Raw genomic sequence first — 13,113 nt, forward strand, 5'->3', positions numbered from 1 at the left:
GAGGCGCGCACGATGACGCAATTCCTGATTGCGAACATGGCCCCGATCATGTTCGCCTCCCTGGTCGTATTCCTGCTGTCGGGCTTCCCGATCGCGTTCGCGCTTGCCGCCAATGGCCTGCTCTTCGCCTTCATCGGCATCGAGCTGGGCATGCTGCCTCCCGAACTGCTGCAGGCGCTGCCCAGCCGACTGTTCGGCATCATCGAGAACGATACGCTGCTGGCGATCCCGTTCTTCACCTTCATGGGCCTGATCCTGGAACGCTCAGGCATGGCCGAGGACCTGCTCGACACCATCGGCCAGCTGTTCGGCCCGATCCGCGGCGGTCTCGCCTATGCGGTGATCTTCGTCGGTGCGCTGCTGGCGGCAACCACCGGCGTGGTGGCTGCTTCGGTGATCTCGATGGGCCTGATCTCGCTGCCGCTGATGCTCAAGTACAAATACGACAAGCGGCTGGCCTCGGGCGTGATCGCCGCGTCGGGCACGCTGGCGCAGATCATCCCGCCGTCGCTGGTGCTGATCGTGCTGGCCGACCAGCTGGGCCGCTCGGTCGGCGACATGTACAAGGGCGCCTTCGTACCGGGACTGGTGCTGACCGGCCTGTACATGGGCTATGTGCTGCTGATCTCGCTGATCAAGCCGGCCGCAGTGCCCGCGCTGCCGATCGAGGCCCGCACCTTCCGCGAGCCCAGCGGCAAGAGCGGCGCGGCTTCGGTACTGGTGCTGACCGCACTGTCCGTCGCGGTGGGCGTGGCCGTTGACATGCTGTACAAGCCCGAGGCACCGCTGGACGAGCGCCTGGTGATCTCGGTGGGCGCTGCGATCCTGTTCGCCTTCGTGCTCGCGGTCATCAACAAGGCGCTCAAGCTGAACCTGCTGTCACAGATGGCGGAAAAGGTCACCTTCGTGCTGATTCCGCCGCTGGCGCTGATCTTCCTGGTGCTCGGCACGATCTTCATCGGCGTCGCTACGCCGACCGAAGGCGGCGGCATGGGCGCACTGGGTGCGCTGATCCTCGCCCTGCTCAAGCGCCGCCTGGACCTCGGGCTGACACGACAGGCAATGGAGGCGACGCTGAAACTGTCGGCCTTCGTGATCTTTATCCTGATCGGTGCGCGGGTGTTCTCGCTGACCTTCTACGGCGTGGACGGCCATGTCTGGGTGGAGCACCTGCTGACCGCCTTGCCCGGCGGCCAGGCCGGCTTCCTGGTGGCGGTGAACGTACTGTTCTTCCTGCTGGCGTTCTTCCTCGACTTCTTCGAACTGGCTTTTATCCTCGTGCCCCTGGTTGGCCCTGTGGCGGACAAGCTTGGCATCGACCTGATCTGGTTCGGCGTGCTGCTGGCGGTGAACATGCAGACTTCGTTCATGCACCCGCCGTTCGGCTTTTCGCTCTTCTACCTGCGGTCGGTGGCGCCGCGCGAGGTAAAGACCGCCGATATCTACTGGGGCGCGGTGCCGTTCGTGGTCATCCAGTTGATCATGGTGGCGTTGATCATCGTCTTCCCGGGCCTGGTCACCACCGGCGGCCACGAGGCCCAGGACCGCAGCGTGACGCGTGACCTTTCCATCGACCTGGATAGCGCCAGCCCCAAACCCGCGGCGCCGAGCCTGTCGGTGCCGGCGCCGGCCGGGCAATCGGGCGGCGGCGAGGGTCTGGAGTTGCCGGCCCAGCCAGCTACGGAGAGCGAGCCGTCGGCGCCCCAGTTCGAGTTCGAGAAAAAGAAGAACTAGAGCCGGCATCGTTCGGATCCGCAAGGCCCAAAAGCCCCGCAAGCGCTGCGGGGCTTTTTTCTTTCGCGCATTGCGAATCGGCTTATCGACCAGCATGCCGGCACGGCGCAGACTGCTCTCACCTCCACCCACCTGCAAGGGAGCCGTGCCCATGGACACCATTGCCTTGCGTTCTTCCGGCAGGCGGCGCGCGATGGTTCGACGCTCTACCTGTCCGCGCTGACCGTGGGGGAGTTGCGGCGCGGCATTGCGCTGATCCGCCATCGCGGCGACACGGCGCAGGCCGAGGCGCTGGAGCAATGGCTGACGGCCGTGCTGCAGGATTTCGGCCGGCATGTGTTGCCGGTCGATGCCGATGTCGCCCAGATATGGGGGCGGCTACGCGGTGCCGCGCCCGGAGCATGCGCTGGACAAGTTCATTGCCGCGACGGCGCTGATCCATGACCTGACGATCGTCACGCGGAATGTGGGGGATTTCAGCGGGACGGGGGTGGAGTTGCTGAATCCGTTCAGCTAGAAAGAAAACGCCCCGCATGCGCGGGGCTCATTCCTGTGCCGGACTCGCTTGCTTCAGGCCACCTGCTTCACGCAGTCGACGAAGTAAGCCTTCTTGCCGTCCACCTCGTCCTCCACCAGACCGTGGATATCGGTTTCGAACCCCGGGAACAGCTTGTTGAACTCGCGTGCGAACTTCAGGTACTGCACGATGGTGCGGTTGAAGCGCTCGCCCGGGATCAGCAGCGGGATGCCCGGCGGGTACGGCGTCAGCAGGATCGCGGTGACGCGGCCTTCGAGGTCATCGACCGGCACGCGCTCGATCTCGCGGTGCGCCATCATGGCCCACGCATCCGACGGCTTCATCGCCGGTTCCATGTCCGACAGGTACATCTCGGTGGTCACGCGCGCCACGTCGTTGGCCTTGTACACGCTGTGGATCGCATCGCACAGGTCACGCAGGCCCATGCGCTCGTACTGCGGATACTTGCCGACGAACTCCGGCAGCACGCGCCACAGCGGCTGGTTCTGGTCGTAGTCGTCCTTGAACTGCTGCAGCTCGGTCACCAGCGAGTTCCAGCGGCCCTTGGTGATGCCGATGGTGAACATGATGAAGAACGAGTACAGGCCCGTCTTCTCGATGATGATGCCGTGCTCGGCCAGGTACTTGGTGACGATGGCCGCCGGGATGCCGCGCTCGCTGAACTCGCCATCAACGTCCAGGCCCGGGGTGATGATGGTGGCCTTGATCGGGTCGAGCAGGTTGAAGCCATCGGCCAGGTCGCCGAAGCCGTGCCAGCGCTCGTTGGCCTTGAGCATCCACTCTTCGCGGTCGCCGATGCCGTCTTCGATCAGGGCCTCCGGGCCCCACACCTTGAACCACCAGTCGCCGTTGTTGCCGGCATCGTAGTCGCCCTCGACCTTGCGCATGGCGCGGCGGAAGTCCATCGCCTCCTGGATGCTCTCTTCCACCAGCGCGGTGCCGCCCGGTGCTTCCATCATCGCCGCCGCCACGTCGCACGAGGCGATGATCGAGTACTGCGGGCTGGTCGAGGTGTGCATCAGGTACGCCTCGTTGAAGCGGTAGCGGTCCAGCTTGCGCGTCTCGGAGTCTTGCACGAGGATCTGCGAAGCCTGCGACAGGCCCGCCAGCAGCTTGTGCGTGGACTGCGTGGCGAACACCAGGGCGTCCTTGCTGCGCGGGCGATCGCGACCGATCGCGTGCATGTTGTGATAGAAGTCGTGGAACGCCGCGTGCGGCAGCCAGGCTTCGTCGAAATGCAGCGTGTCGATCTCGGCCGCCAGCATTTCCTTGATCTGCTCGGCGTTGTACAGCACGCCGTCGTAGGTGCCCTGCGTGATCGTCAGGATGCGCGGCTTCTGGTTCTTGGCCTTGCTGGCGAAGGGGTGCGCGGCGATCTTGCGCCGGATCGTTTCCGGATCGAACTCGCTTTTCGGGATCGGGCCGATAATGCCGTAGTGGTTGCGCGTCGGCATCAGGAACACGGGGATCGCGCCCGTCATCATGATCGCGTGCAGGATCGACTTGTGGCAGTTGCGGTCCACCACCACGATGTCGCCCGGCGCCACGTTGGCGTGCCACACCATCTTGTTCGACGTCGAGGTGCCGTTGGTGACGAAGAACATGTGGTCCGAGTTGAAGATACGCGCGGCATTGCGCTCGGACGCGGCCACCGGACCGGTGTGGTCGAGCAGCTGGCCGAGTTCGTCCACCGCATTGCAGACGTCGGCGCGCAGCATGTTCTCGCCGAAGAACTGGTGGAACACCTGGCCCACCGGGCTTTTCAGGAACGCCACGCCGCCCGAGTGGCCGGGGCAGTGCCACGAATACGAGCTGTCCTGCGCGTAGTCGATCAGCGCCTTGAAGAACGGCGGCGCCAGCGTATCGAGGTACACCTTGGCTTCGCGGATGATGTGGCGCGCCACGAACTCGGGGGTGTCCTCGAACATGTGGATGAAGCCGTGCAGCTCGCGCAGGATATCGTTGGGGATATGGCGCGAGGTGCGGGTTTCGCCGTACAGGAAGATCGGCAGGTCCGAGTTGCGGCGGCGCACTTCGGCAACGAAGGCGCGCAGCTTTTCGATCGCGGCAGCTTCCGGCTGATCGTCGCTGCTCACGAACTCATCGTCGTCGATCGACACGATAAAGGTCGAGGCGCGGCTGGACTGCTGCGCGAACGACGTCAGGTCGCCGTAGCTGGTCAGCCCCATGACCTCCATGCCCTCTTTCTCGATCGCCTCGGCCAGCGCGCGGATGCCCGAGCCGGAGATGTTCTCGGAGCGGAAGTCTTCGTCAATGATGATGACGGGGAAGCGGAATTTCATCGGGCATCCTTGATGGAAAGCAGGACATAAAGGACTTGAGCCACATGGCCGGCAGGGGTTCCCCTGCGACGGCGACATGTGGCTCTCACGTCAGGTCTTGGCACCCCGCGCGGCTATCGCGGAGCGGCCGTTCCGGCAAACGCCGGCATTGTAATGCGATCAGGTCTTCGGCAGTGTGACACCATGCTGGCCCTGGTACTTGCCGCCCCGGTCGGCGTACGAGGTTTCGCAGACTTCGTCGCTCTCGAAGAACAGCACCTGGGCGCAGCCTTCGCCGGCGTAGATCTTGGCGGGCAGCGGCGTGGTGTTGGAGAACTCCAGCGTCACATAGCCTTCCCATTCCGGCTCGAACGGGGTCACATTGACGATAATGCCGCAGCGCGCGTAGGTGCTCTTGCCCAGGCAGATGGTCAGCACGCTGCGCGGGATGCGGAAATATTCCATCGTCCGCGCCAGCGCGAAGGAATTCGGCGGAATGATGCAGACATCTCCCTTGAAGTCCACGAAGGACTTCTCGTCGAAGTTCTTCGGGTCGACGATGGTGCTGTTGATATTGGTGAATATCTTGAATTCATCGGCGCAGCGGATGTCGTAGCCGTAGCTCGAGGTACCGTACGACACGATCTTGCGCCCGTCGGCCTCCCGGACCTGGCCTGGCTCGAACGGCTCGATCATGCCGTGCTGCTCCGCCATGCGGCGGATCCATTTGTCGGATTTGATGCTCATAGAGGTTGGGAGGTAGACACACTGGCTCGGAGTGCGCCGCATTGTACAACCATTCCGCCCGCGTTCCGTTGAGACAACGCCGCATCCGTCGACAGGCGATGAAGCGGCCCTTGAGCCACAATCAAGCTACGGCGTCCTCGGGAATCCGATGACGGAACCGTTCGCGCCCGGTGTAGAGCAGAAAATGCTTGCCGGTGCAGCGCGCGAACAGGGTCAGGTTGACCCGTGTGGCCATCTGGTATCCCATCTGCGTCACGCCCGAGCGCGACAGCAGGAACGGGATGCCCATCTGCGCGCCCTTGATGACCATTTCCGAGGTCAGGCGGCCGGTGGTGTAGAAGATCTTGTCGGCGCCGCTCATGTCTTCCAGCCACATGCGGCCGGCAATGGCATCGACCGCGTTGTGGCGGCCGACGTCCTCGACAAACATCAACAACTCGGTCCCCTTGAACAGCGCGCAGCCATGGACCGAGCCGGCCTGCTTGTACACCGACTGCTGCAGCCGGATAGTGTCGACGATGCCGTACAGGGTGTCCTGGTCGAGGATCGTATCGACCGGCAGGCGGATGCTGTCGACCTCGTCCAGCAGCGAGCCGAACACCGTCCCCTGCCCGCAGCCGGTGGTCACCACGCGGCGCGCGGTGCGCTCCTCGATGCGGTCGACGCCGGTGCGGGTGGTGACGGCGGCGGATTCGGTTTCCCAGTCGACCTGTACCGCGGCGATATCCTCGATCGATTCGACCAGCCGCTGGTTGCGCAGGTAGCCCAGCACGAGGTGCTCGGGCGCGCCGCCCAGCGTCATCAGCGTGACCAGTTCGCGCTTGTCCAGGTAGACCGTCAGCGGGCGCTCGCCCGGCAGGTAGGCCGCGCGCACGCGGCCCTGCTCGTCGACGACTTCGACCTCTTCGATCAGCGGAACGGCTGCCTGGGTAAGCTCGGGACGCAGGGTCATGACAGGAAGGCTCAGGGCTGCTGGAAGGTGCCCCGTGCCGTCCAGGCGAGCATCGGGGCTGCGGTTATGGTGCCTTTGCGGGAGATTGTACTGCGCCGGGCGCAACCGGTTTGGCGTCGGCACCGGTGCTTGCGACCGCGGGCGCCGGCGCCGCTGGGGCCGACGCCGCCACGGGCGCAACGAACGGTCCCGGATCGGTACACGGCGGGGTCTGCACCGCCGCGCGCGCGTCCTTGCCCTGTGCCTGGCGTTCGGCGTAGTAGCGTGTCGCGATCTTGTCCTGCGCACGGCACAGCTGGAAGGCAGCGACCTTGTCCGACCACGCGGCGCGGGCCTTGGTCTCCGCGGCCTTGGCCTGCTGGGCTTCGCTGGGTGGCGGCAGCTTGGCCAGCGCGCCGGCACTCAAAGTGGCCTCGGCGGCCAGGGCGATCAGCGTCAGGGTGCGTGTCATGGTCGATGCTTCCCGAAGTATTGGTGTCCTGCGTGATCAAGCTTCGCCGGGGGTATGCCGCGCGGCCCGCCCGGCCGCCGCATCCGGACTGGCGGGACCGGTCGAACGCTGCGCGGGAATCTTGCCGGACTGGATGTCGTCGTACCAAAGCTCGTGATGCTCCTTGGCCCAGGCTTCGTCGACCCAGCCGTCGCGCATGGCGCGGTACGCGCCTTCCATGCCGACCGTGCCCATGTAGATATGGCCGCACGCCATCGCGATCATCAGCACGGCGGAAATGCCGTGGATCACGTTGGCGATCTGCATGGTCGCGCGGTAGTAGTCCATGCCCGGCACGATCATGTCGAGCACCCAGCCCGAGGCCGACAGCACGATGCCGAAGATAAACACGCCGACCCAGAACCACATCTTCTCGCCGGCGTTGAAGCGCCCGCTCGGCACGTGCTTGCCGGATGCCAGTCCGCCCAGGCTGGTGACCCAGCGCACGTCGTCGCGGCCCGGCAGGTTATCGCGCACGAACACCACGAAGGCGACGATCACCGACAGCGTGAAGATGGGCCCGACCACGTTGTGCAGGTTCTTCAGGATGTAGCTGAGCCAGCCGAACAGCATGTGCCCCATCAGCGGCAGCAGGAAATGCTTGCCCAGCAGCATGATGATGCCCGACACCGCCAGCACCACGAACGAGATCGCCATGGTCCAGTGGACGATGCGCTCCAGCGGCGTGAAGCGTTCGATCATGCGGCCGGTGCGCGGCTCGCGCAGCGGGATGGTGCCGCGCCACAGGTAGAAGCCCAGGATGGCCAGCGGCACCACCAGCAGCAGCCAGCCGCCCCAGACGGTGATCACGCCGTTGCGGAACAGGCGCCATTGCTGGCCGGTGCGCTGGATCAGCACGCCGGCTTCCTTGTCGGGCAGGCTGCTGTAGTGACGCTGGTCGGAGTTGACCTCGCGCCAGACCGGCGCGTTGTTGCCGGGCTGCGTGACGGTGCGTTGCTGCTGCGACTGGGCCTCGGCGGCGATGTCGCGGCGCGGCACGTTGAAGATGTTTTCCGATGCGATGCCGGCCAGTGGCTGGGCCGGATGCGTGGCCGGGTTGTTGGCATCGGCGCTGCCCGAGGCGGTGGCCGGGCCGGTCGACGGCCCCGGTGCGGGAGCCTGGGCCGCGGCGCTTCCGGCCACGGCCATCAGTGCCAGCGCGCCGGCCGCCAGCCAGCGGCGCCACCCGGCGCCCTGCCCGCTGCGGCATGCATTGTGCGACGGCGTCATACGCCCTCCTTCAGGTCATCGGGAGCATGCGCGCGGATCGCGGCGCCTGCCCACTGCGGCGCATTCATTGCACGCGGTTGTACTCGTTCTGGTACTGGTTGCGCTGGCGGATCTGGTTATGCCAGCTGGTCTTGTCGCCCGCGGTCCAGCCCTTGGCCACGAAGGGGTCGTCGGGCGCGCCCTGGTACGCCTGGGCGTCGGCCTTGCGGTGCGACTGGTTGATGGTCTGCGGCTTTTCGCCGCACGCGGCCAGCAGCGCGCCGCACAGTGTCAGCAGGACGATGGCGCAGGCGCGGCTCATGATGTCTGCCCTCCCTGAACGCCGGTTGCGGCGGGGGTAGCCGGTGCAGCCGGTGCGGCTGGCGTGGAGCGGGCCCCGGGCGCATCCGGCGCGGCGGGACCAGCCGGCGCTGCCGGCGCCCCTGGCGCGGCCTTGGGCACGCCATAGGCGGTGCCCCAGCCGAACACGTCGCCGCCGGTACCGCGCTTGATCACGCGGTTGCGCAGGATGTCGGCAATCACATCGCCATCGCCGCCCAGCAGCGCCTTGGTCGAGCACATCTCCGCGCACAAGGGCAGCTTGCCTTCGGCCAGCCGGTTGCGTCCGTACTTCTCGAATTCGGCCTCGCTGCCATTCTTCTCCGGGCCGCCGGCGCAGAACGTGCACTTGTCCATCTTGCCGCGCACGCCGAAGGTGCCGGTCGACGGGAACTGCGGCGCACCGAACGGGCAGGCATACGAGCAGTAGCCGCAGCCGATGCAGACGTCCTTGTCGTGCAGCACCACGCCGTCGTCGGTGCGGTAGAAGCAGTCGACCGGGCACACCGCCATGCACGGTGCGTCGGAGCAATGCATGCAGGCCACCGAGATCGACTTCTCGGCGCCGACCACGCCGTCGTTGACGGTCACCACGCGGCGCCGGTTCACACCCCAGGGCACCTCGTGCTCGTTCTTGCAGGCCGTGACGCAGCTGTTGCACTCGATGCAGCGCTCGGCGTCACAGATGAATTTCATGCGTGCCATGATGTTCCTCTGCTCTGTCCTGTGGCTTATGCAAACCGCTCGATCTGGCAAACGGTGGTCTTGGTCTCCTGCATCATCGTCACCGAGTCATAGCCATACGTGGTGGCGGTGTTGACGGCTTCGCCCCGCACCACCGGCATCGCGCCTTCCGGGTAGTAGTCCTTCAGGTCCTTGCCCTGCCACCAGCCCGAGAAGTGGAACGGGATGAAGGCGGTATCCGGCCCGACCCGCTCGGTCACCAGCGCGCGCACCTTCAGCGCGGCGCCGGTCGGCGTCCTGACCCAGCAGAAGTCGCCATTGCGGATGCCGCGATCGGAAGCCGCGCGCGGGTTGATCTCGACAAAGTTCTCCTGCTGCAGCTCGGCCAGCCACGGGTTGGAGCGGGTTTCCTCGCCGCCGCCCTCGTACTCGACCAGCCGCCCGGAGGTCAGGATGATCGGGAACTTCTCGTAGACCTTGTTCTCGATATTGCGCTGCTGCACCGACTTGTACAGCGTCGGCAGCCGCCAGAACGCCATCTTGTCGTCGTGGGTCGGGTACCTGGCGACCATGTCGGGCCGCGTGGAGTACAGCGGCTCGCGGTGCTGCGGGATCGGGTCCGGGAAGTTCCACACCACCGCCCGCGCCTTGGCATTGCCGAATGGGTGGCAGCCATGGTTCTTCAGCACCACACGCTGGATGCCGCCAGACAGGTCGGTCTTCCAGTTCTTGCCCTCGGCCTTGGCCTTCTCGGCATCGGTCAGCTCGTCCCACCAGCCCAGCTTCTTCAGCAGCACGTGGTCGAACTCGGGATAGCCGGTGGTGATCTCCGCGCCCAGCGAGTACGAACCGTCCTCGGCCAGCAGGTTGACGCCGTCGCGCTCCACGCCGAAGTTGGCGCGGAAGTTGCCGCCGCCGTCCATCACGTGCTTGCTGGTGTCATACAGGTTGGGCGAACCCGGGTGCTTCAGCTCCGGCGTGCCGTAGCACGGCCACGGCAGGCCAAAGTAGTCGCCGGTCAGGTCGTAGCCCGTGACGGGGTCCTTCCCTTGCTTGCAGCGCAGCGTCTTGACGTCGAACATCTGCATATTGCGCATATGCGCTTTCAGCCGTTCGGGCGACTGGCCGGTGTAGCCGATGGTCCAGTTGCTGGCGTTGATTTCGCGCAGGATCGATTCCGGCTCCGGCTCCATCCAGGTGCGGCCGGCGCGCTTGACCTCGATCAGCTTCATGTTCTTCGACAGCTCCTTGCCAAAGCCAAGCTTGTCGGCGAACGCCTGCATGATGGTTTGGTCGGGCATCGATTCGAACAGCGGCTCGATCACCTTCTCGCGCCATTGCAGCGAGCGGTTGGAGGCCGTGCACGTGCCCGAGGTCTCGAACTGCGTGGCCGCCGGCAGCAGGTACACGGCGCGGTTCGGGTTGACCTTGTCGCCCTCGGCCGGCGGCATGTTTGCCATGGCCGCGGTCGCTGACGGATACGGGTCGATCACCACCAGCAGGTCGAGCTTGTCCAGCGCCTTCTTCATCTCCAGGCCGCGCGTCTGCGAGTTCGGGGCATGGCCCCAGAAGAACACGCCGCGCACGTTGTTGTCCTGGTCGATCAGCTCGTTCTTCTCGGTGACGATATCGATCCAGCGCGACACCGTGGTGCCGGACTTCTCCATCATCGTCTGCGAGGCGAACTGCTTCTTGATCCATTCATAGTCCACGCCCCACACCGCCGCGTAGTGCTTCCATGCCCCGGTGGCCAGGCCGTAGTAGCCAGGCAGCGAGTCGGGGTTGGGCCCGACGTCGGTGGCGCCCTGCACATTGTCATGGCCGCGGAAGATGTTGGCGCCGCCGCCCGCCACGCCGATATTGCCCAGCGCCAGCTGCACCAGGCACGACGCGCGCACGATCGCGTTGCCGATGGTGTGCTGGGTCTGGCCCATGCACCACACCAGCGTGCTGGGGCGGTTCTTGGCCATGGTCTCGGCAACCAGGTAGACCTGCGCCTCGGGCACGCCGGTCACTTCCTCGACCTTGTCGGGCGTCCACTTGGCCAGCACCTCTTCCTTGACCTTGTCCATGCCGTAGACGCGGTCGTGCAGGTACTTCTGGTCTTCCCAGCCGTTCTTGAAGATGTGGTACAGCATGCCGAACAGGAAGGCGATGTCGGTACCCGAGCGAATGCGCACATAGTGATGCGCCTTGGCCGCGGTGCGCGTGTAGCGCGGGTCGACCACGATCACCTTGCAGCCGTTTTCCTTGGCGTGCAGCAGGTGCAGCATCGACACGGGATGCGCCTCGGCCGCGTTCGAACCGATATACAGCGCTGCCTTCGAGTTCTGCATATCGTTGTACGAGTTCGTCATCGCACCGTAGCCCCAGGTATTGGCGACGCCCGCCACCGTGGTGGAGTGGCAGATGCGCGCCTGGTGGTCGGTGTTGTTGGTGCCGAAGAACGAAACCCACTTGCGCAGCAGGTACGCCTGCTCGTTGCTGTGCTTGGACGAGCCGACGAAGAACAGCGAGTCCGGGCCGGTCTGCTGGCGGATCTCCTTCATCTTCGCGGTGATCTCGTCGAGCGCCTGGTCCCAACTGATACGCTGGTACTTGCCGTTGACCAGCTTCATCGGGTACTTCAGCCGGTATTCCCCGTGGCCGTGCTCGCGCAGCGCAGCGCCCTTGGCGCAGTGCGCGCCCAGGTTGATGGGCGAATCGAACACCGGTTCCTGGCGAATCCACACGCCGTTCTGCACCACCGCGTCGACCGCGCAGCCGACCGAGCAGTGGCCGCATACGGTGCGGCGCACGACGATGCCGCTCTTGCCATCGGCGGCGCCCTTCTTGTCGTCGGCGGCATCGGCCTTGCGCAGCAGCGTCAGTTGCGACGCCGCCAGGCCGGCACCGACGCCGATGCCCGAGCGCTTGAGGAAGCTGCGGCGGTCCATGGTCGGCATGGCGCCGGCCAGGCTTGCGGCGAGCCGCTGTGAGAGGCGTCCGGTTCCGGCTTGCGCGCCGGCAGGATCGTGCCGGTTGGCGAGGCCGTCAGCGAGGCGGGCGGATGCGCCCTGCGCCGCGCGTTTGCGGGTCAAGATCATGTCTCACCTCAGATGCGGACGAGAGCCGTCCGTTTGCTGGCGGCGCGGCGAACCACGCCGCCCTGGCACTTACACCAGTGTGGTCCGGTAGTACTTGCGAATGTGTTCTGAGACCCGGTAGCCCTTGCTGTCCGACGGGGTGTCGGCGGGTTCCGGCAGAGCGGCGGCCTGGTCCGGTAGTGCCGGCCCACGCGCTGTCAGCGCTGCCGCACCCGTTGCGGCAGCCACAACTCCAGCGCCCGCGAGAAATGAGCGGCGCGCGACCCGGGTTGGCTTCTCTCTCATGTGGGGGGGCTCCTCGGCTGTCAAAGCCCGATGGTTTTCGCCGTTATGCGTTGTTATGCATATTCTAGAAGCATCTTGCAGGAAAGACCATGATATGCAAGGGTTTTTCCTGACCTGCGGTCCTTAGTTCATCTCCAGCGCCAGCGCCTCGACACTGGCGAACGCGGCCAGCAACCCGGCGGCGCCGCGATAGAAACGCGCCTGCGGGTGCGCGATCACCGCATCGCACAATTTCTCGACCCAGGGCTGCAGGTGCTGCGCGTAGAAGCGCTGCTGCTCGCCGAGGTTGGACACCGACAGGTCCTCGCCAGCCACCAGGAAGCGCATCACCTCGCACAACGTGGCGATGTGGTCCTCGGTCTCGCTGACGCCGTCGTGGCGCTCCAGGCCATAGCGGGCCAGGTCTTCGCGCAGCGCCACCAGCGGACGCTCGTTGAGAAAGCCGGTCAGGTAGAACGAGCCATACAGGAACACATCCTGCCGGCCCACGCCGACGAATAGCTGCCGGTATTCCTCTTCAACCTCCGCCGCCGTGGTCTCGGCTGCTGCAGCGCACAACGCATTCCACGCCTTGCCCAGTACCGTATCGGCATCTTCGCCGACGGCGCGGTTGGCCGCGATGTGGTGCAGCAGCGCGGCATCGGGCGCACGATAGAACAGCGTGGCCAGCAGGCCGTACAGGTCGGCGCGGGCGGTGTCCTCGGCATCGTCGGCGTGCGGTGCCGCGGTGAGCTGGATCGGCTGGAAATCTGTCATGTCGTGATGAA

Annotated in this window: 11 protein-coding genes and 1 pseudogene; 2 read left to right on the forward strand and 10 right to left on the reverse strand. The window is 65.6% G+C overall.

Translation table 11 applies throughout. The annotated features are described in order from the left end of the window. Nucleotides 1-12 precede the first annotated feature (12 nt). Both E0W60_RS23760 and E0W60_RS23765 read left to right on the forward strand, forming a co-directional pair. Nucleotides 13-1,734 (forward strand): TRAP transporter large permease, encoded by a 1,722-nt coding sequence (locus E0W60_RS23760; protein WP_135705782.1) that lies wholly within the window; start codon nt 13-15, stop codon nt 1,732-1,734. 132 nt (nt 1,735-1,866) lie between these two features. Further along, nucleotides 1,867-2,251: pseudogene (locus E0W60_RS23765) on the forward strand (type II toxin-antitoxin system VapC family toxin). Between the two features lie 53 nt (nt 2,252-2,304). Here the strand turns inward: E0W60_RS23765 and E0W60_RS23770 are convergent. The 10 genes from E0W60_RS23770 to E0W60_RS23815 form a co-directional block, all read right to left on the reverse strand. Further along, nucleotides 2,305-4,575: an arginine/lysine/ornithine decarboxylase gene (locus tag E0W60_RS23770; RefSeq protein ID WP_135705784.1), complete on the reverse strand. Its 2,271-nt coding sequence runs from the start codon at nt 4,573-4,575 to the stop codon at nt 2,305-2,307. A 159-nt stretch (nt 4,576-4,734) separates the two neighbouring features. Further along, nucleotides 4,735-5,301: a dCTP deaminase gene (gene dcd, locus E0W60_RS23775; protein ID WP_029046089.1), complete on the reverse strand. Its 567-nt coding sequence runs from the start codon at nt 5,299-5,301 to the stop codon at nt 4,735-4,737. Nucleotides 5,302-5,422: 121 nt separating this feature from the next. Continuing rightward, nucleotides 5,423-6,253 carry a formate dehydrogenase accessory sulfurtransferase FdhD gene (locus E0W60_RS23780; RefSeq protein WP_135705786.1) on the reverse strand — a complete coding sequence of 277 codons (831 nt, stop codon included), beginning with the start codon at nt 6,251-6,253 and terminating at the stop codon, nt 5,423-5,425. A 64-nt stretch (nt 6,254-6,317) separates the two neighbouring features. Then, nucleotides 6,318-6,704, reverse strand: coding sequence for a hypothetical protein (locus E0W60_RS23785; RefSeq protein ID WP_135705787.1), 387 nt, complete (start codon nt 6,702-6,704; stop codon nt 6,318-6,320). Between the two features lie 36 nt (nt 6,705-6,740). Continuing rightward, on the reverse strand, nt 6,741-7,973 hold the full coding sequence (locus tag E0W60_RS23790; protein ID WP_135705789.1) for a formate dehydrogenase subunit gamma: 1,233 nt from the start codon (nt 7,971-7,973) through the stop codon (nt 6,741-6,743). 64 nt (nt 7,974-8,037) lie between these two features. Then, entirely contained in the window at nt 8,038-8,274 is a 237-nt protein-coding gene (locus tag E0W60_RS23795) for a hypothetical protein (protein ID WP_133092491.1), read from the reverse strand. Continuing rightward, nucleotides 8,271-8,996, reverse strand: coding sequence for a formate dehydrogenase FDH3 subunit beta (gene fdh3B / locus E0W60_RS23800; protein WP_133092492.1), 726 nt, complete (start codon nt 8,994-8,996; stop codon nt 8,271-8,273). The genes E0W60_RS23795 and fdh3B overlap by 4 nt, the downstream gene beginning before the upstream one ends. Before the next feature lie 26 nt (nt 8,997-9,022). Beyond that, nucleotides 9,023-12,061: a molybdopterin-dependent oxidoreductase gene (locus E0W60_RS23805; RefSeq protein ID WP_135705791.1), complete on the reverse strand. Its 3,039-nt coding sequence runs from the start codon at nt 12,059-12,061 to the stop codon at nt 9,023-9,025. Between the two features lie 69 nt (nt 12,062-12,130). Continuing rightward, on the reverse strand, nt 12,131-12,346 hold the full coding sequence (locus E0W60_RS23810; RefSeq protein WP_063240102.1) for a formate dehydrogenase: 216 nt from the start codon (nt 12,344-12,346) through the stop codon (nt 12,131-12,133). A 123-nt stretch (nt 12,347-12,469) separates the two neighbouring features. Then, entirely contained in the window at nt 12,470-13,102 is a 633-nt protein-coding gene (locus E0W60_RS23815; protein ID WP_135705793.1) for a TorD/DmsD family molecular chaperone, read from the reverse strand. Between the last annotated feature and the right edge of the window lie 11 nt (nt 13,103-13,113).

Source organism: Cupriavidus oxalaticus, assembly GCF_004768545.1.
In the GTDB taxonomy this organism is placed as follows: Bacteria; Pseudomonadota; Gammaproteobacteria; order Burkholderiales; family Burkholderiaceae; genus Cupriavidus; species Cupriavidus oxalaticus_A.

Coding starts and splice junctions, on each gene's coding strand:
- E0W60_RS23760 (WP_135705782.1), top strand. CDS start 13: ATGACGCAATTCCTGATTGCGAACATGGCCCCGATCATGTTCGCCTCC.
- E0W60_RS23770 (WP_135705784.1), bottom strand. CDS start 4,575: ATGAAATTCCGCTTCCCCGTCATCATCATTGACGAAGACTTCCGCTCC.
- dcd (WP_029046089.1), bottom strand. CDS start 5,301: ATGAGCATCAAATCCGACAAATGGATCCGCCGCATGGCGGAGCAGCAC.
- E0W60_RS23780 (WP_135705786.1), bottom strand. CDS start 6,253: ATGACCCTGCGTCCCGAGCTTACCCAGGCAGCCGTTCCGCTGATCGAA.
- E0W60_RS23785 (WP_135705787.1), bottom strand. CDS start 6,704: ATGACACGCACCCTGACGCTGATCGCCCTGGCCGCCGAGGCCACTTTG.
- E0W60_RS23790 (WP_135705789.1), bottom strand. CDS start 7,973: ATGACGCCGTCGCACAATGCATGCCGCAGCGGGCAGGGCGCCGGGTGG.
- E0W60_RS23795 (WP_133092491.1), bottom strand. CDS start 8,274: ATGAGCCGCGCCTGCGCCATCGTCCTGCTGACACTGTGCGGCGCGCTG.
- fdh3B (WP_133092492.1), bottom strand. CDS start 8,996: ATGGCACGCATGAAATTCATCTGTGACGCCGAGCGCTGCATCGAGTGC.
- E0W60_RS23805 (WP_135705791.1), bottom strand. CDS start 12,061: ATGATCTTGACCCGCAAACGCGCGGCGCAGGGCGCATCCGCCCGCCTC.
- E0W60_RS23810 (WP_063240102.1), bottom strand. CDS start 12,346: ATGAGAGAGAAGCCAACCCGGGTCGCGCGCCGCTCATTTCTCGCGGGC.
- E0W60_RS23815 (WP_135705793.1), bottom strand. CDS start 13,102: ATGACAGATTTCCAGCCGATCCAGCTCACCGCGGCACCGCACGCCGAC.